This is a genomic window from Psychrobacter sp. 1176_08, assembly GCF_052850615.1.
This window is the reverse complement of sequence record NZ_VXCU01000005.1, coordinates 305,527-324,442: the sequence shown is the minus strand read 5'-3', so window position 1 is coordinate 324,442 and position 18,916 is coordinate 305,527. Positions and strand designations below refer to the sequence as shown.

The window sequence follows — 18,916 nt, the reverse complement described above, 5'->3', positions numbered from 1 at the left end:
CGTTATTACCGTTATTACCGTTATTACCGTTATTACCGTTATTACCGTTATTACCGTTATTACCATTGTTACCATTGTTACCATTGTTGCCATTGTTGCCATTGTTGCCATTCTCATCGTGGCCATACCCATTTCCGTTACCATGAGTTTCGTGGCCATATCCATTACCGTTGCCATGAGTGTCATGGCCATTACCTTGGCTTTGATGACCAGTAATATTGATGAGATTGGAGTAACTGACATCAGCATTTGTCTGTACGACAAAGCCAGCGGCCAAAAGCCCAAGTCCTATTGCACTCAGGCGCAATGTATTGATAGAAGATAGGTTGGAAGTGGTGTTGATAGTAGCGTTAGAACTAACGCTAGATTTGGAAGATTTGCCGCGTGCCTTGGCATATTCACCGACGGCCGTAAAGCAGTTTAAGGCTTCGTTCCATATCACCTTATAGATGCGATTCATAATATGTACTCCCCTATAGAATTGTCAGATTTGAAAAATCAGAGATACAATCTATGTTGCAGAGAGTTGATATCGCAAAATAAAACGGTCTATAAATTGATAATGCGAAATCCTTTTACAGTGTTACTAATATTAACCTTTCAGAACAAGACGTTTTATCTTGTGGTTTTTTTATCACTCTCTATACATAAGTATTAACAAATGCAAACAAAGTAACAATACAACTAGTCGGGTACTTAGTACCCTTTATCTATTATATTTACTTAAACAAATATATAAATTCGTATATTGTCTGTTTATACCAAATTATGTTCGTTTATCAGAATTTCTATTTTTGAGCCAAAAAAAAGCCCAGGTATGCAGACATAATGAACATCCGCATACCTGAGCTTTTATTATTTTCAACGGCTATTAGCGACCGTTATATTCAGTTGGCAACGTTATCTGCATCATCAAACCTTTTATACCATCCTGTCGATTGTAAACATTAATGTAACCTTTATGCGCTATCACCACTGCATGAACGATTGCCAAACCCAGCCCATAACCGCCAGTTTCGCGATGACGTGCAGAATCAAGACGCACAAACGGCTGAAAAATTCGATCTAAATCTTTTTCTGCGACGCCGCCGCCTTCATCTGTTATGGTGATTTCAATAGCATGTGACTTATTATCCATCTCTACTTCTTTCATCTCGGCACTGACCGTTGAGCCAGCCGCTGTATGCATAAAAGCATTGCGAATCACATTTTCAAAGGCACTATGTAACTGCTCTTGGTTACCCAGCACTGTCCAAGAAAAATCGGTATCACTCTTTGATAAAAAGCGAGACGGCTGCCACTGCCAGCGCACGTTCTTATGTTGAAACTCAAAGCAAACATCTTGTCCTATCTCACTGATAATCTCAGAAAGATTGACTGCTTCATTCTCTAAATTGTCGATGGTGTATTGCTGCATTTGTAGCGATTGAATATGAATGATTTGCTCAATCAACTCATTCATTCGTGCAGACTCTTTATCAATGCGATCTAGGTAGCGACTGGTATTGGGAGCAAAGTCACGTGTAAGCTCGGTAGCTACCTCTAGACGTGCCAACGGTGAACGTAGCTCATGAGAGATATCACTGAGCATCTGTTTGCGCGCCAACTCACTCTCAGCCAGTCTTATCGACAGTTTGGCAACGTCTTTAGCCAGTAAACCCAGCTCATCATCGCCCATTTTGGATAAATCTGGATTTGCCTGATAATCCCCATCAATCATACGGTGTACCGTATTTTGTACCCGGCGAATACGATAAGTCAGCGTGCGACTTAGCCAAACGCAGACTAAAATACTAAAGAGAAGTATCAACAATAACCGTATTGGAAAATTACTACGTTGCAGCTCTACAACATCTGAAAAACGCAAATGCGGACGCAATTGGATAAGGACTGTTTTTTTGTCGGGCAAGGCAACCGTCACATCAGCCAATTCAGGACGAGTGTCAGGGTCAGCCATCTTAGCCCCACGCGGCATTATCGGCTGCAAAATATGATCTAAAATGGATGGCTTTTCATGCACTCTGTTCTCGCCATTGATCATTTTTTCAGTATCGAAGCGAGGTGCGGGCGACACCGCTGGCTTTGTCTGAGTTGAGTTTGTCCGAATTGATGATTGCTCTACTGCCTGCTCATTCCTCTGCCTACGTTCTGGCTTACGTTGATCGTCTCTTTCTCGATAACGTGGAAATATAATGGCATCTTCTTCATCATAGACTCTAATCTGATTCATGAGCCGCCGGTCTTGGCGATACATTTCTCTAACTGCTGCGAAATCTCCTACCTTTAGCGCTTCCACTATTTCCTCACGCTTAATCAACAAACTGTCAATTTGTACATCCATACGAGCTGTCAGCTCTTTTTCGACCAGCCAGCGCTCTACCATGATGGACAATACAGAGGTCATCAGAATCGTTAATAATAGGCTCAAAAACAGACGCCAAAACAGCGTGATTCGCACTCTAAAGGTGGCATTTTTCATTGGTGATTCCACCATTAAAGTACCAATTGATAGCCTTTACCGCGAACGGCTTTAATCGGTTCATCGTGAAAGGGTTGAAGTTTTTTGCGCAAGCGCGAAATATGAACGTCCAAACTGCGATCAAACGGCTGCAATTCGCGCTGTAGAATGTGCTCTGACAGCCACGTCTTACTCACGACCTCACCCTTTTGTTTAAGCAACGCGACCAACAGATCAAATTCTGTACCAGTCACTTGCAGCTCGACACCATCTATCTGACACAGCCGCTGATTTTGATCAAGATGCAAGCGGCTCTCAGGCAACGGTGTGTGCTCCGATGCAACCGCATTAGTACGTTTAATCACCGCATTGATACGCGCCAGCAGCTCCCGAGGATTGCAGGGTTTGGTGATATAATCATCAGCCCCAAGCTCTAAGCCAATGATACGATCAATCTCTTCACCTTTGGCAGTCAACATAATAACGGGCACATCACTGATGTTTGGCAGTTGGCGCAGCACACTCAATCCATCAATTTTTGGCATCATAATATCTAGCACCAGCAAGTCATAAGCAGACGCATTGTTACTCGCCGCCTTTAATGTTTGAATCACAGCCTCCCCATCATGAACACAGTCGCAGGTCACGCCATGATTTTGAAGATATTCTTGTAATAATTGAGTCAGCTCTTCATCATCATCGCCCAGCAGTATATTCGGCACATCTGTCTCCTTAAGCGGTAAATACCTTTGTTACTCATATTATCAGGCAATTACTGATCGATACGCCATAACCGTTACCTTTCTTAATATTTCATAAATGTTCGTAACCTTTAGCTGTCGTAGAATAGCCTCATCAACAGCGAGTACTGCACTTTGCAATGGTCATATTGGCAAAATCAAACGTTGCTGTTCATTATCATTTAACCAAACGACATAAAGGATTACACTATGAAAAAATTACTATTGGGCTCAGTACTGGCAATGTCTAGCGTGTTTACCGTGACTGCGTGTACCAGCGTTAATGCAACCACTGACACGGCACCGACCTCCAGCAAAATGCAGCATAAAGATGGTATGAAGAAAGGCGGCATGAGAGGCCCCATGTCTCAGTTGGATCTGACAGCGACGCAACAAACACAAATCAAAGCCATTATGGAAGCAAAACATGGCGACTATAAAGCTGATCGCGCCAAAAATAAAGCAGAGCGTATGCAAATGCATCAGCAGATGCAAGCTTTGACCAATGCAAGTACGCTCAACAATGCTGCCGTAAATCGTTTGGCTGATCAACAAGCGGCTAAAACAAAACAGCGCTTTATTGAACGTGTACAAACTCAGCATGCCATTGCCCAAGTCTTGACACCCGAGCAGCGTGCAAAACTGGCCAAATTAGAAGCTGAGAAAATGGCTAAAGGACATAAAGGTTCAGGTCATCACAAAATGCAGGGCAAAAAACATCAAGGTATGTAATTCTTAATAGGCAGCGTACATTAAAGCACTGTTTCTTATCATATTAAGTCTACAATCGTACTAAGTCTGCAATATGAGAATATAAAAAAGTGCATCGTATCAACGGTGCACTTTTTTTATAAACGATTAGTATGTTTAAAGATTTATAGCCCTCTTAACCACTTCCTTTAATCAACCGCCCCACTCGCTTCTATAGACATGGGAAATCTACTAAATATCATTTTACCCATAAAAGTACCATTACCATCGCGGTAGTACTGCATCAGCTCTTTGCCATATTTTCTTGCATCAATACTATTACTGGCATTTGGCACTTGCACATCACTTGGCAAGTTAGGAAACGCCATGTCTTGATGACTTATGGCAGAATATTGTTGTAACATATCTACAGTCACACCCTTGCTTGACGTACCAGAAACAGCTTTGGTTTTACTCAGTAACTCATTGCGCAAATGCTGCCATTTAAGTTGACCCTGTTTATCAAATCCGTAAAGCTCTTGCACCTCTGTATTCTCTGGCAGTGTTACCTCTTCTGTTTCATCCCCACCTTCTGTCTGACTTTTTACCATGGCCAACACTTGCTGCACCAAGGCTTTACTGGTGAACTTATCAGGCGTTGTGTTTTCTGATTCATCAGATGCATTTGCCTCAATCAATTCAGGATATTGTTTGCTGATGCGATCGTAAAAAATGCGCATATAGTCTTGATAAAATTGCTCATAGCTTTCAGCACTTTGTACACGCCTAATGATGGTATCAGTCGCTAGCATTGGGGTTAGCTGATGCGCTGGTAATTTAGGAGAAAGCGACGCTAGCGTATTGGGCGCCACGTAATCGAACTGACTCACAGGTGCCGCTTCAAATGTCTCGTCCATTGCCGCAAAGTGACTTTTTATCACTTCACGACCAAAGCCTTTCGGCAAGGTGCCATCATCCATGGCTATTTTTAACCATTTATTTTGCCATTTCGTACCAAGTGAGTCGTCTAGCATCGAGGAGTTAAACATCGCAACATTGTCTGCCCATAGATAAATATCGCCATTTTTAAGATCGATATAGATAGGCTGATTGATGCTGCTGTGATTATTGCGTGTTTGATACTGGGCGCTGGCGAGCATGGTTGCTCTGCCAGCCATCGGCTGATAAACACCTTGGGCATTGAGAGAGAGTGGCTTGAACCAATAAGCGTCTAACAATTTTGATTTTTTAATCTCTAGCGGTTTTATCTTGCTGTCATAATTGTCAAATAACTGCTGGTAAGAGGGCGGCACAGCGATGTCACTATCGTATTGATGGTCTACCCACGCTTCATACGCAGCATTGCATTCAAGATAACTGTTTTTTAGCGCCGTACGCTGAGTATCATACTCAGTATCCAAGACATCTTTATTTTGCTCCTCGGCTTGCTCAAGTAAAGTAGCATAGGATTGGTCGTGAGTGTCTTCGCAGTATTCGCTTGGAGAATCTGATGCGACCTGATCTTTTGCGGCTACATTGGCAAATTGCTGCTCATTATTAATTTCAATATTACTATGATAGCTAAAGGATTGACGGCGCTGTTTTTGCAATGCAGTTGCTAAGACGGTTTTAGCGACCGCTGACGTTTGTTTTTTGGCCATAGCGTTCGATGGATTTGAGTTATTAGACAGACTGGTAGATTGGCAGCCCGTCAATAACAGTGTACCCGCCAAAAATGCACTGGCAAATAAGGTCTTATTTTTGATAGGTGACGACAGACAATGTTTAATAGCTTGATGATTTGTTTTCATATTTTATCCTTAATAAATATTCGCTTAAACGTAACAAGACAGCGCTACCAAGCCTTTATGCTGTTGTCAGTCGCATCGTCAGTCTGAGTAATGCTGTAATCCTCATTACTATCGTCGTTATAGCTGTCTTCACTACTCTCATAGTCACGCGGATATTCATCATCTGCACGGTTATCACTATAATCATAGCGAGCGTAACGTGCCGCTTGTAGCCTATCTTCTTGTTGACGTTGGGCGGTCATCCATGCGTTACCATCAATGGCAGGTTTTGCATTGGCCCCAAAAGAATCAGCCAACAAAGGCGTTAGTGCATGCTTATCAAAACTGGCTTTATCGTAGCGTACTTGGTTTAATACAGTGGTCATCGAACCTAATAAATCGCCACCAATGTTCATACGCTGTTGTTTGGCAAGCAGACGATCTGAGCTGTCCAAATAATAATAATTTATCTGGTTAAATGTAATAGGGCCAATGGCTTCAATAAGCTGTAGTAGCGCTCCCACATCGGCACTCTGATAGCCTTTGTTATACAATGCCGCTTTATCAAGCGCAGCTTTTAGCGGCGCACCGTCAGGGTATTTTTCTGGATGAGTATCGACATACTGCTGAAGTGACTGGGTCATGTATTTGAGCACTTTACCAATCATCTCACCGCTTTGCTGGCTGCCAAAATAGACTTTTACCGCACGGCTGGCGCCGACTTCTTTAGCAAACCGATCTTGACGAATGTCTACCGCACTAAAGTGCTCGGGCGCAAGCTCCGCCATACTGTTTTGTATGGCAGAAATTGCCGCATCATAGAGTACCGCTGGTGGTAATTGTGATGTGATACTTTCAGGCAAACCAAAGCTCACCGTATGTGAAACCATCTGATTGGGTAATGGGGTGTTTTCAGGATTGACAATCGCCACAATAGGCATAATGGCCGATGGATCAATCTTTATCTTGCTGTTATTAAAATCAAACGCCAGCGGTATTTGTATTGATGAGCCAATAGTTGGTGTCAAATAATCATAACTATAGACACTCTGTAGTTGTCTTTTTTGAGGTTGATAATGACTGACACTATTGAATGTTAAATGTTTATATTGATAGGCATTGGAGGCCGCTATCTGCTCTGGTGTACGATGGAACATAGTAAAGATATTACCAATCAGCCCTGTGGATGATGCGGGCTCTTCACTCATTGTCTTCGGCTGTTGCTTTGCCATTTGCATGGCTTCATAGTTTTGTAGAAGGTTCTTTGCCTTTAAGCCTGAAAACCTGCTATCTCGCTTATAATCAGTACCACTGTCTTCTTCATTATCATAGTTGTCATTGTAGCTGTCGTCATCACCGCTGTACGTTGACTCATCATTTTCGCCCGCCTCTTCTAATACCCTAGCTATTGCGGCGCTTTCTGCTGCTTCATATTCTTCAGAACTATCCTCAAGCATCGCATTCGATACATTTTCTTCATCGATAACGACTTCGTCAGCAGTGTCGGCATCAGTGTAGTCATAGCTGCCTTCATCGTAATCATTTTCATCATAGCTACTCTCACTATAATCACTTTCTAAACCAGATTGATACACGTACGTTTCTATGATCGTCTTCAATAAACTGCTAGAGCCTGCATCAATGCTGTCTGGATGGATAAAGGGTACTGCTTGATAATTGGCTTGCGCAACAGCGACATGTTCTGAGGTTAAATGCTGACGAATAGCCGTCAATAAGTGCGCTTTGGCTTGATTTTCGGTATTGGGGTATTTGTCTTGATTGAATAACTGTTCATAGTGCTCAGAGTCAGCGTTCAAACTGGCATTGAGTGCGCGACCCTGCGCTTGGTTTTGTGCGGTATCAGCGATATTAAAATCTATCATTTTATTTGATACAGCAGTAGACGATAAGTCGCTCGAATTGGATTGACAACCTGCCAGTATCAGCGACGTACTACCGAGCAGTAGTGCACAGCGCGCAATAGAGACCATTTTATAAGGTTTATGGCTATGGCTGCTTTCATTATGGGTAGAAGAATGATGCAATGCTATTTTAGAACAATGCTGCCGATTGGGATTTTTTTGGTAAGTGGATGACATAGACGCCCCTTTATTCAGATAAACAGCCAATAATAAATGCCTACTATTGTGCATATTTATAGCACAAAAAGTTACACTTAAGTAATATTAGTATTTAACCTTTAAGGAAATTTTTATATTTTTTTGAATTATCCTTAATAAAAACATCGAGCTAACGATGATAGTAATTATGTAAACATCAGGCATATTATGACTATGAACAGTCATGGCTAAAAGTAAAACCTAATAAACAACTTTCTACTACTCAATATTTTCGTTACTATTCATGTGTCCCAATTGTTTCATAAAACTTACAACCCCAATTTTTAATCACGTAAAAAGGAATTTGCAATGGCGCTGCTATCATCTGGTCCTACTCAGCATACGAATAAACAAAATAAGACTCATCATAAATCCTCATTAAAAAAATCTGCCTTACTTATCAGTAGTGCTTTATTACTGTCTGTCTCTGCTCATGCACTAGAGACCACCAACTCAGTAAATAATAACGCGATGAGTGATTCTTCACTCAATACCAGTGCGATCAATCTACCGATCATGACCAACGCACCAACTGTCTTAACTGAAAACCAGCGAATCACCCGAGCAAAAACCAATAGCCTTAAACCGACGACTAAAACTGCCAAAACCGATCAAGCCATTTACTCTGCCGATGCCATTCATCATCCAGTTTGGGCAAAAAACGGCATGGTTGCTACTCAAGAAGCGCTTGCTTCTGATATCGGTCTTCAAATTCTAAAGGATGGCGGCAATGCCGTTGATGCTGGGGTCGCAGTTGGTTTCGCCCTTGCCGTTACTTTACCGCGCGCAGGTAACATTGGCGGTGGCGGTTTTATGATGATTTATGACGCAAAGCAAGGCAAAACCGTGGCGCTCGATTATCGTGAAAAAGCACCAAGCAGTGCTACACGTGATATGTATCTTGATAGCGCTGGCAACGCCGTTAGCGATTTATCACGTTATCATGGTCTAGCCGTTGGTGTACCAGGTACAGTCGCAGGATTGCTCAAAGCATTAGAAGATCATGGCACAATGAGCCGTGAACAGGTCATGGCTCCTGCCATTGCACTGGCAGAGAATGGTATCGAAGTCACAGCTGGACTGTCCGAGTCACTAGAAGCCTTAAGCGATCGCTTACAAAAATGGCCGAGTACCAAAAAAATATTTTTTAAACCTGACGGCAGCGCTTATCAACCTGGTGAGCGCTTAAAACAACCCGAGCTTGCCCGCTCACTAAAACTGATTGCGGCTCAAGGGGCAGATGGGTTTTATAAAGGCGAAACCGCTAGTAAATTGGTCAAAGCTGTCACTGATGCAGGTGGTCGGATGAGCTTACAGGATTTGGCCAACTATGAAGCCATCGCTCGCGTACCCGTCAAAGGCGACTACCGTGGCTATGAAATTGTTTCTATGCCGCCGCCCTCTTCAGGCGGTATTCACATCATTCAAATCTTGAATATTTTAGAAGGCTATCCGCTAAAAGACTACGGACAAAACAGTGCCCAAACTATTCACTTAATGGCTGAGGCTATGCAGTTAGCATATGCAGACCGCGCTGAGTACTTAGGAGATTCTGACTTTATTGATGTGCCTGACAGCGGTTTGACCTCACAAGCTTATGCCGATAAGTTACGCGGTTTGATTGATCCAAACAAAGCCACCCCAGCGTCCACGATCAAAGCCAACAATCCACTTCCATACGAGAGTGATCAAACCACGCATTTCTCTATCGTGGATAAAGACGGTAATGCGATCGCCAATACTTATACACTAAACTTTTCTTACGGCACTGGTCTGGTCGCTGAAGGTACAGGTATTTTACTCAACAACGAAATGGATGATTTTTCTGCTAAGCCAGGTGTGCCGAATGGTTATGGATTATTGGGCGGTGAAGCAAATGCCGTTGAAGCCAATAAGCGCCCCCTGTCCTCGATGAGTCCGACACTGGTATTCAAAGACAGCAAGCCTTATATCGTCACAGGCAGTCCAGGTGGTAGCCGTATCATTACAACCGTTACTCAAGTTATCTCAAATGTACTCGATCATGATATGAATATCGCTGAGGCCACTCAGGCGCCGCGTATCCATGACCAATGGTTACCAGATGAGATTCGTATCGAAAAAGCCCTCAACGTAGACACCATCAACAAATTGGAATCTATGGGACATACTGTTAGTCCACAAGCCACGATGGGTTCAACACAGTCAATCATGATTACGCCAGATGGCGTATATGGATCTTCTGATCCGCGTATTGTCGATGCAGCCGTGGTTGGTTATTGATTTGGTTTCTTGGAGTAAAAGCCTTCTGTATCAAATTGATATAGAAGGTTTTTTATTGTTCAGAAAATTTGCTTATCTTTTGCATTCGAAAATAGCAATCAATAGAGTTTTATTTTTTCGAAAAATTCATTGTCTAGTAATAATTTCGGTCGGGCATTTACTTCTTTTAAACCTACTTTATGTTGCATCATTAACTCAATCAAATTCATTTGATCAATAAGTATAAGGCTGTGCGAATCAGTTGAATTTGCATAATCTTGTGCAGGCTTGGTAAAACTTGTCGTGGTAATAAATAAACCGTGATGATTGGTTTTTTGCGGTGGATAAGCACCTATGAAATTTCTCAAATCGCCATTAGATATGTTATTACCTGCACTATACTGTTTGGCTTGAATGTAATAGTTATGCACTTCTCCATCTGGGAAATCTTGAATGATGAGACCGTCAATACCATTGTCGTTTGAGCGACCAGTATGACGGGACGTTAAATTACTCTCAGGACTTTCAATTTCTAGAGAACGTTCAATCAGTTTTAGACAAAACCATTCAAACTGTAAGGGAGACAAACTTTCAATTTGAGTCATAATCATACTGGGTGTGACTTTGACGAAGTCATTACCAACAGCCGCGTCTGCATAATTATTCATAAATATAGACGTTCGGCGCTGTGTTTCTTCGATTAAATGATTGATAAGCGTATCACCATTTTTTCCGTAAGCCGCAATATTGACTTTTTGCAAATCAGCAAACGCTTTATTATCAAAACGGTTTAAATTGGCAATATAATCACTATTTGGAATACCGTCACTAATATATTGATTGAAATTGTTTCCAGCTAGCCAAAAGTAGACTTTGCCAAAAGGATCTAAACGTATAATATTTTTGGGTGTCACCTTTTCATCAAAAGTAATGAAATTAGCAAAATTCTGATTTAAATTCGGTACTAAGCTGAACTTACCTTCTTGGACCAAACCCATTGCGGATAGACATAATAGGATTAAATCGACAATTTCATCATAACAAGGTGAACCATTGTGACATTCATGCCGTATATCATAGTTACTCATGTAATTAATTTCTTTGTGATCATTTACAATCTGCGCTAACTTTTCAAACTCTCTATAAAATACAGTGCGACCAATCGTATTGCGTGTACTTAGGTTTTTTACAGTTTGTATTCCAGCATTTAACATATCACCAAATGCTGGCAGCTTTGTAATATTACTCATAGTGTTATCGTCGTTTTGGGTTGCATGAACAATAGTACATGGAAAATGGAGTTAACTTTATTTATATCATAATAACTTGAAGATAAATGCTTGTGCTACCAACTATTTATGATAAAACGTCAGTACTTACTTTATTAATGAGAGCAAACAACCGATCTGGCTGTCATTAGTAAATTCAATCGGTGGCTGTCTACGGCAAATAATGATATTATTAACGACCTGATTTAAAATGAATAAATACAATTCCCCCTGTATTTTTTTGTCTCATATACCAGATTAAAGCATTGATAATATTAAATTTATTTTGTTATCAACGTTTTTAATCGTATCCGTAAGAGTCCTCTATGGCATTTGTACACCTTGGCATTCACAGCGAATATTCCATCACTGATTCTATCGTGCGTATCAAGCCGCTTGTCAAAGCTGCGGCAGCGGACAATCAACGCGCACTTGCACTGACCGACTTATCAAACCTATATGCGACAGTGAAGTTCTATCGTGCTTGTTTGGGCGCTGGTATCAAGCCTATTATTGGCAGCGAAGTCATTATGGATAATGAAGACACGCGCCTTACATTGCTGGCAATGAACAACGAAGGTTATCAAAACATCACTCGTATTGTATCGCTTGGCTTTACCGAAGGCCGTGCTGACCCTGTCAATCATGGTACGCCTGTAATTAAACGTCGTCATATCTTAGAGCATGCAGCAGGCGTGATTGTACTGCTCGCTGAAAAATCAGATGTGGGTCAGGCATTGGTCGGTTCTATGCCAGAAAAAGCCGACGAGCTACTTGCTGAATGGCAAGCACAATTTCATGATCGTTTGTATTTTGCCATCAAGCGCACCAATCGCGCGGGAGAAGACACTTTTATTAAGGCGGCTATACAATCAGGCGCCAAGCATAACATTCCTATTGTTGCGCACAATGACGTGCGTTTTTTACAGCAAGACGATTTTGATGCACACGAAGCGCGTGTTTGTATTGCAGGTTCCTACGTATTGGCTGATCCAAGTCGTCCACAAACCTACTCCGATGAGCAATATCTAAAGACACAAGAGCAAATGGCACAGCGGTTTGCTGACATTCCGCAGGTGATTGATAATACTCTGCGTTTGGCAACGCGCTGTAATGTGTCTTTGACCCTTGGTATTAATGTACTACCTGATTTTCCAGTGCCTGAAGGCGAAACGATTGAAACGTTTTTTCGTTCAGAGTCGCAGCGCGGTCTTGATCATCGATTAGACAAACTGTTTCCTGTTGAGACACGCAGCGATAATTGGAGCGACATTCGTCAAAAATACGATGAGCGTCTAGAGTACGAGTTAGAAGTTATTTTATCTATGGGGTTTCCCGGTTACTTCTTAATCGTCATGGACTTTATTCGCTGGGCAAAAGCCAATGGCGTACCTGTGGGGCCAGGTCGTGGCTCTGGTGCTGGCTCGCTTGTCGCCTATGCGCTTAACATCACAGACCTTGACCCAATTCATTATGAGCTATTGTTTGAGCGCTTCTTAAACCCTGAGCGCGTATCAATGCCCGATTTTGATATCGACTTTTGTATCGAAGGGCGCGACCGTGTTATTGATTATGTAGCGCAAACTTATGGACGCGAGGCGGTCTCGCAGATTATCACTTTTGGTACGATGGCGGCAAAAGCGGTGGTGCGTGATGTGGCGCGCGTACAAAGCAAATCATACTTTTTGGCAAACAAAATATCTAAACTTATTCCTAAAACACCAGGCATCACGCTTAGCCAAGCGCTAGAGCAAGAGCCGCAGCTCAAAGACTTAATCTCCAATCCTGATAATATGGATTATGAAGATGCCATTGAGATTTGGGAGATGGCCATTAAGCTTGAAGGTGTGTGCCGAAACGTGGGCAAACATGCCGGTGGCGTTCTCATTGCTCCGCATAAAATTACCGATTTTAGTGCCATTTATTGTGATGATGAGGGGCACCGTGTCAGCCAATTCGATAAAGATGATGTTGAAGCCGTGGGACTGGTTAAATTTGACTTTTTGGGTTTGCGTAACTTAACCGTTATCAATGCCGCGGTTGAAAATATCAATCTACGCCGTGCCAAAGAAGGCGTGGATGCCTTGGTATTAGAAGACTTGCCTTTAGATGACGCCAAAGCTTATAAACTACTGCAAGATGCCAAGACCACGGCTGTCTTTCAGCTTGAAAGTATGGGCATGAAGAAATATCTGGCCAAATTACAGCCGACCAATATCGAAGACGTGATCGCCATGTGTGCGTTGTATCGTCCAGGTCCTCTTGACGCTGGCATGGTAGAGATGTATATCGACCGTAAGCACGGCCGTGAAGAAGTTATCTACGATCATCCCAATCTTGAGCCCATATTAGAGAACACCAACGGCGTTATTGTCTATCAAGAACAAGTTATGCAAATCTCGCAGGTCATGGCAGGCTATAGCTTGGGCGGCGCGGATATGCTGCGCCGTGCCATGGGTAAGAAAAAACCGGAAGAAATGGCCAAACAGCGCGATATTTTTGTGACAGGCGCGACGTCTCAGGGTATCGATGAAGTCACCTCAGGCGGTGTTTTTGACTTGATGGAGAAGTTCGCTGGTTATGGTTTTAACCGCTCTCATTCCGCCGCTTACGGTGTATTGGCATATCAAACGGCGTATTTGAAACAGTACTACCCTGCTGAATTTATGGCAGCGGTATTGACCTCTGATATGAACAACACCGACAACGTGGTGTTTTTTATCAATGACTGCCGCGAAAACTTCGGTTTGACCGTAGTCAATCCATCCGTTAACCGCAGTGAATGGCATTTTGTTGCTGACACACCGACCAATATCATTTATGGGCTGGGTGCGATTAAAGGGGTTGGTGAAGGCGCGGTTGAATCCATTGTTGAAGCACGCCGCACGGACGGGCCGTTTAAAGACTTATACGATTTTTGTCGCCGCGTAGACATCAAAAAAGTCAATAAACGCACGCTTGAAGCTTTGGTGAGTGCAGGCTGTTTTGATGATTTTGCCGCCACTTTACGACCTGATTTGCCAGCAGATACCGCTTATGAGATCCGCGGTGCATTGATGAGTCAATTGCCAAATGCTGTACAAGCAGCTGAGCAAGATCGTCAGAACAATGAGCTTGGCATGATGGATCTGTTCGGTGAAATGGATGGCGTGGTTGCTGCACCGCCACTTGTGATGACGCCAGAGCTGATTTGGGGAGATAAACATCGCCTTAAAGCTGAAAAAAACACCTTAGGTCTGTACTTAACAGGTCATCCGATTAATGAATACTTAGATGAGCTAAAACGCTATACCTCAGGTGCTCGTCTTAACAAGCTGACAGACACTGGCTACAATGGCAGCTGTTACTTCTCAGGATTGATTATAGATATTGCCAACTTTGGTAATCGCAATGTCATTACTTTAGATGACGGTACGTCTCGTCTTGAAGTCAGCTGCTATGCAGAGCGTTTCAACCGTGTTAAAGAGCAACTAAAAGTTGATGAAGTGGTGATTATTAAAGGCAGTATCCGTGAGCGTGATGGACGTTTATTTGCCCGTCTTGATAATGCCATGAGTATCGTTGATGCGCGCTTGCGTTGGCTCAAAAAAATCAGTATCAAGGTTCATGCTAGTGACATTAATCTGCTGATGCGTCTGCAACCTTTGCTTAAATCAGCACAAGCAGACATCATCCCTGCGCCGCGCTTAGGATACAGTGACGAGCAGAACGAACCTGACAATTATGGCAGCGATAGCGCTTATGATCCTGCTATGGGTGGAAGTTTATACGATGAAGATGGTAATGATTTGTTGGCTGTAGAGAATGAGGTGAGTCAATATGCCAATAATGCATTGAGCAATACAGACACCTCTATTAATGATAACTGTCTGCCGCTTGGGTTAAGCATTTACGAAGAGTTTGGTATTGCCAATGTCAGTTTATCAGAGCACTGGCGTATCTACCCTAACGATGACAATTTACAGCAATTAAAAACCATGGTTAATGAAGACAGCTTACACTTTCATTACAGCTAAAACGTACTTTACGGTCGAAAAATTCATTATAGTAATTTTATTGTATTAATTTAAAAAAACTGGATACCAAACTATGAATAATATGCCCAATAGCAATACGACTGTGCAGACTGATGAAGAAATCATCAATCATGAGCAATTTGAAGACATGCGTGATTTATTGGAAGAGGATTTTGCCGATTTGATACAAGTCTATCTCGCTGATAGTCGGCAGCGTATATCAACGCTTCGAGTAGCACAGCAAGAACAAGACAATACTAACGGCTTTGAGATTGCTCATGCTCTAAAAGGTGCTAGTGCTAACTTGGGTGCAACGCAAGTAATGACTCTGAGTAGCCAGTTACAAGAGCGCTGCCGTGAGCAATTGATCAGTGAGCAAGCTGACCTCATTGAAAATATCGCTATCGCTCTACAACGTGCTGAACAAGAAATCAATCAAAGACTGGGGCAATAATGAGTCATACTTCTCTGTCATCAACCTCAGCACCTGTTCATACCGTGAGTGATTATCTTGATTGCATGCAAGTGGTTATGGTAAATACAACTTTGCCTGCCAATATTGGTTCGGCGGCACGAGCAATGCATACGATGGGTTTGTCGCGCTTGACTGTCGTCGACCCTAAGCTTCCAATTGATGAGTCTAGTGTTTCCCATGCAGCGGGTGGTAGTGACTTGCTATCATCTGCCATTATTGCCCCAACGCTGGAGTCGGCGATCGCCAACTGTCAGCTCGTGTTTGCTGCCAGTAGTCGTAGCCGTCATTTGCCACGGCCTGTCGTCACGCCAACACAGGCAGCTCAGATCATGCTGGCTTTCATTGATAGTCAATCTACATTAAGTACTAAAGAGAATCTCGATGTAAATCAGGCAATCGATAGCAAACAAAAACCAAACATTGCGATTTTGTTTGGCCGTGAAGACCGAGGACTGACCAATGAAGAGTTGGCCTACGCAGATTATCACATCCAAATAGACGCCAATCCTGACTACCCTGTATTAAATGTAGCGTCAGCAGTACAAGTCATCGCCAGCTTCATTTTTGCCTATACACAAAGCCACTTTCAGGCCAATGCTAAGACCGGTGATATCAGCTTAGACGATAATACAATTTTGACAGCTCAGCCAACTGTCGATGTCCATCTTCGTCAACAATGGGATGAGCCAGCTATCACTCAGCAGCAGCTACAACAGCTTACCCAGCGTACGACTGATTTGATGGTTCAGCGTGGCCTAGCAGATAGCGAACATTTAAAGTCCTTACCGTCAAGACTATCGAGACTTGGTTCTCGTCTGCAACTTGACCAAAAAGAATACCAGTTGCTAAGCGCGCTCATTGCCAAACTCTCGAAGGTTTAGATAGTAGATTTATTTTCGATAAATGAATAGAATCTGACGCCAGTGCATCAGTGTCAATGTATCGATAAGCGTTTATATGATATTCATCACTATATTTTATGATGCAAAGCTGATATAACTTGAAAGAATGGGTACAGATAGATCTCAATGCTCATGAAAGTATAATAACTACAAATTAGGAAATGACTGTTTTAATAATAGTATTCTTAATAAAGACATTTTACCGACAAATAGATAGGACGCGTTATGTCATTCCCATCCAAATGGTTCAAGTCGCTTGCCACCATCAAAAAAGACTTAAAAGAAGATATCGATGCCGTGTTCACCCGCGATCCTGCAGCACGTAATAGTCTGGAAATCATACTGACTTACCCTGGCTTTCACGCACTTATCTTACACCGCGGCGCGCATTGCCTTTGGAATAAAGAACAGAAACTGGCAGCACGTGTAATTTCTTATGGCTCACGAATTATTACTGGTATCGAAATTCACCCTGCTGCCAAAATCGGTAAGCGTTTCTTCATAGACCACGGGGTCGGCGTTGTTATTGGTGAAACTGCGGAGATTGGTAACGACGTTACCCTCTATCACGGTGTAACGCTTGGAGGCGTGTCTTGGAATAACGGCAAGCGTCATCCAACATTAGAGGATGGTGTCACTGTTGGCGCAGGTGCAAAAGTTTTGGGGCCATTCACAGTGGGTAAAAATGCCAAAATTGGTTCAAATGCAGTGGTAGTAAAGCCTGTACCAGCTGGTGCGACGATGGTTGGCAGTGCGGCCCGTATGATTTCAGATCATCATGATGAAAAAGGCAATCCCATTACGACCAAAGTCCAAGATGCCAAACAGCAAGAAAAAGTGGCTCAAGCGGCAGGCAGTCCTGAAAAATACCATAGTAAGCAAACCGCCTCCAATACCAAGCGTACCACAACCTTTCAAGCGTACGGTGTCGACCCCTCTTCACAAGATCCGGTCACAGAAGCGTTTGCTAAAATGCTCGAACACATTCAGCAATCAGAAAACCGTCTGGACCAATTACAGGCCGCAATGTGCCAAATCGATCCTGATTTTTGTAAAAAAGAATACGATAAACTGTGTTTAGAAGATTTTGATGTGATTGGTAGTGACGATTTGGATAAGACTGACGCTGAATCAAAGTAAAGATTGCTTTGATTCAGATAGGTTACAATCTACTATATTGATTTATCAAGATTAAACTGCGGGATATCATAGCGATATAGATGGCCATTATGACGCTTTCTATATCGCTATTTTTTTATATAAATTTTCGATAATACTTTTTTGGCATTCATTGCTTTGTCATTTTTCAAATGAATCTTTTGCTATCAATTCGTTAATTCCTGCCACTTCATGTGCTTTAAAAGGATAACGATCTGCCATGATTGTCCATTCAGATTCATTTTCTCTGCTTAGGCTATTTTTTTCTATAAGCAAGCGTACAAGTAATATATCAATATCCATTGTGACTTGTTTGATAGACATCTGCTGCTCTATCAATCGTTGTCGATGACACTCCCATTCAAACTGTTTGCAGGTTTGCTGGAGCTGCTGCACTGTCATGGGCGTCTTTAGCGACAGATAAACACACTGATTGGTGTAATCAGGCTTTGGATGCTCAACCGTGGCGGTAAAATCAGGATTTTGGAAGGCGGTTGATAACTGTATCTGACCTAACGCTCCCAATTGCTCTCGAGCAACTGGCAAATACGTTTCTGCTTGATAATTACTGCCCAATGCCAACAGTACCGCTGTCACTGATTGCGTTTGCAACGCTTCAGGCTCACGCCTCTCCAAACTCGCAAAATTCTTCAAACCTGTCAGCGCTTTATGCATCATTGGATGAAGCTTTGGCATAACGCGTGATTTGCACTCCAACCGCATCTGCTGGTTTGATGGCAGTCGGCTTGGCAATACTGAGCGTGACTTTGTGAGTGGCGTACTTTGCGAGTAAATTGTCAGCAATCTGCCCTGCCAAATGTTCAAGAAGCTGCGCTTGAATGGTTTGGCACCATGCGCTCACATCATCGCACACGGCTTTATAGTTTAGCGCATCGCTGACATCATCTGACACAGCCGCACGGCTAATATCAGTTTCAAGTGCGATATCAATCAGTAGCGGCTGCGTAATCACGCGCTCCCATTCATAGACACCAATAACGGCCTCTACTTTTAAGCCTTTTACAAATACGACATCAGACTGGGTATGAAACATGCTT

General features: G+C 42.7%; 14 protein-coding genes. 6 read left to right on the top strand and 8 right to left on the bottom strand.

Going from position 1 to position 18,916, the window contains the following annotated elements:
- The 3 genes from FW759_RS08855 to FW759_RS08845 form a co-directional block, all read right to left on the bottom strand.
- Window positions 1-460: ESPR domain-containing protein (locus FW759_RS08855; RefSeq protein WP_446442755.1), on the bottom strand; the 460-nt coding region annotated here is incomplete at its 3' end.
- A 411-nt stretch (window positions 461-871) separates the two neighbouring features.
- Window positions 872-2,479 (bottom strand): sensor histidine kinase, encoded by a 1,608-nt coding sequence (locus FW759_RS08850; RefSeq protein WP_446442754.1) that lies wholly within the window; start codon window positions 2,477-2,479, stop codon window positions 872-874.
- Window positions 2,480-2,493: 14 nt separating this feature from the next.
- Entirely contained in the window at window positions 2,494-3,180 is a 687-nt protein-coding gene (locus FW759_RS08845) for a response regulator transcription factor (RefSeq protein WP_446442753.1), read from the bottom strand.
- 228 nt (window positions 3,181-3,408) lie between these two features.
- On the opposite strand from FW759_RS08845, the gene FW759_RS08840 reads away from it, so the two are divergent.
- Complete coding sequence (locus FW759_RS08840) at window positions 3,409-3,930, top strand: Spy/CpxP family protein refolding chaperone (protein ID WP_446442752.1); 522 nt, start codon at window positions 3,409-3,411, stop codon at window positions 3,928-3,930.
- A 167-nt stretch (window positions 3,931-4,097) separates the two neighbouring features.
- Here the strand turns inward: FW759_RS08840 and FW759_RS08835 are convergent, their stop codons facing one another.
- Both FW759_RS08835 and FW759_RS08830 read right to left on the bottom strand, forming a co-directional pair.
- Window positions 4,098-5,699, bottom strand: coding sequence for a hypothetical protein (locus FW759_RS08835; RefSeq protein WP_446442751.1), 1,602 nt, complete (start codon window positions 5,697-5,699; stop codon window positions 4,098-4,100).
- Window positions 5,700-5,743: 44 nt separating this feature from the next.
- Window positions 5,744-7,777: a hypothetical protein gene (locus FW759_RS08830; RefSeq protein WP_446442750.1), complete on the bottom strand. Its 2,034-nt coding sequence runs from the start codon at window positions 7,775-7,777 to the stop codon at window positions 5,744-5,746.
- 330 nt (window positions 7,778-8,107) lie between these two features.
- Between FW759_RS08830 and ggt the strand changes: the two genes are divergently transcribed.
- Window positions 8,108-10,060, top strand: coding sequence for a gamma-glutamyltransferase (gene ggt, locus FW759_RS08825; RefSeq protein ID WP_446442749.1), 1,953 nt, complete (start codon window positions 8,108-8,110; stop codon window positions 10,058-10,060).
- A gap of 98 nt (window positions 10,061-10,158) precedes the next feature.
- On the opposite strand, the gene FW759_RS08820 is transcribed toward ggt, so the two are convergent.
- Window positions 10,159-11,289 carry a restriction endonuclease gene (locus tag FW759_RS08820; RefSeq protein WP_446442748.1) on the bottom strand — a complete coding sequence of 377 codons (1,131 nt, stop codon included), beginning with the start codon at window positions 11,287-11,289 and terminating at the stop codon, window positions 10,159-10,161.
- A gap of 344 nt (window positions 11,290-11,633) precedes the next feature.
- Between FW759_RS08820 and dnaE the strand changes: the two genes are divergently transcribed.
- From dnaE to cysE, 4 genes are all read left to right on the top strand, one after another.
- Complete coding sequence (gene dnaE, locus FW759_RS08815) at window positions 11,634-15,323, top strand: DNA polymerase III subunit alpha (protein ID WP_446442747.1); 3,690 nt, start codon at window positions 11,634-11,636, stop codon at window positions 15,321-15,323.
- Window positions 15,324-15,396: 73 nt separating this feature from the next.
- Window positions 15,397-15,777: an Hpt domain-containing protein gene (locus FW759_RS08810; RefSeq protein ID WP_446442746.1), complete on the top strand. Its 381-nt coding sequence runs from the start codon at window positions 15,397-15,399 to the stop codon at window positions 15,775-15,777.
- The gene (locus tag FW759_RS08805; RefSeq protein ID WP_446442745.1) at window positions 15,777-16,679 is read left to right on the top strand and encodes an RNA methyltransferase; all 903 of its coding nucleotides are present in this window, start codon (window positions 15,777-15,779) and stop codon (window positions 16,677-16,679) included. The genes FW759_RS08810 and FW759_RS08805 overlap by 1 nt, the downstream gene beginning before the upstream one ends.
- A gap of 285 nt (window positions 16,680-16,964) precedes the next feature.
- Complete coding sequence (gene cysE / locus FW759_RS08800) at window positions 16,965-17,840, top strand: serine O-acetyltransferase (protein ID WP_446442768.1); 876 nt, start codon at window positions 16,965-16,967, stop codon at window positions 17,838-17,840.
- Between the two features lie 159 nt (window positions 17,841-17,999).
- Here the strand turns inward: cysE and FW759_RS08795 are convergent, their stop codons facing one another.
- Both FW759_RS08795 and folB read right to left on the bottom strand, forming a co-directional pair.
- Entirely contained in the window at window positions 18,000-18,554 is a 555-nt protein-coding gene (locus FW759_RS08795) for a 2-amino-4-hydroxy-6-hydroxymethyldihydropteridine diphosphokinase (RefSeq protein WP_446442744.1), read from the bottom strand.
- Window positions 18,526-18,912, bottom strand: a complete 387-nt coding sequence (folB, locus tag FW759_RS08790) for a dihydroneopterin aldolase (protein WP_446442743.1) — start codon at window positions 18,910-18,912, stop codon at window positions 18,526-18,528. Before folB ends, FW759_RS08795 begins: the two co-directional genes overlap by 29 nt.
- Between the last annotated feature and the right edge of the window lie 4 nt (window positions 18,913-18,916).

Excerpts from the sequence above, each read along its gene's own strand:
- FW759_RS08850 (WP_446442754.1), bottom strand. The coding sequence starts at position 2,479 with ATGAAAAATGCCACCTTTAGAGTGCGAATCACGCTGTTTTGGCGTCTG.
- FW759_RS08840 (WP_446442752.1), top strand. The coding sequence starts at position 3,409 with ATGAAAAAATTACTATTGGGCTCAGTACTGGCAATGTCTAGCGTGTTT.
- FW759_RS08835 (WP_446442751.1), bottom strand. The coding sequence starts at position 5,699 with ATGAAAACAAATCATCAAGCTATTAAACATTGTCTGTCGTCACCTATC.
- FW759_RS08830 (WP_446442750.1), bottom strand. The coding sequence starts at position 7,777 with ATGTCATCCACTTACCAAAAAAATCCCAATCGGCAGCATTGTTCTAAA.
- ggt (WP_446442749.1), top strand. The coding sequence starts at position 8,108 with ATGGCGCTGCTATCATCTGGTCCTACTCAGCATACGAATAAACAAAAT.
- FW759_RS08820 (WP_446442748.1), bottom strand. The coding sequence starts at position 11,289 with ATGAGTAATATTACAAAGCTGCCAGCATTTGGTGATATGTTAAATGCT.
- dnaE (WP_446442747.1), top strand. The coding sequence starts at position 11,634 with ATGGCATTTGTACACCTTGGCATTCACAGCGAATATTCCATCACTGAT.
- FW759_RS08810 (WP_446442746.1), top strand. The coding sequence starts at position 15,397 with ATGAATAATATGCCCAATAGCAATACGACTGTGCAGACTGATGAAGAA.
- FW759_RS08805 (WP_446442745.1), top strand. The coding sequence starts at position 15,777 with ATGAGTCATACTTCTCTGTCATCAACCTCAGCACCTGTTCATACCGTG.
- FW759_RS08795 (WP_446442744.1), bottom strand. The coding sequence starts at position 18,554 with ATGCCAAAGCTTCATCCAATGATGCATAAAGCGCTGACAGGTTTGAAG.
- folB (WP_446442743.1), bottom strand. The coding sequence starts at position 18,912 with ATGTTTCATACCCAGTCTGATGTCGTATTTGTAAAAGGCTTAAAAGTA.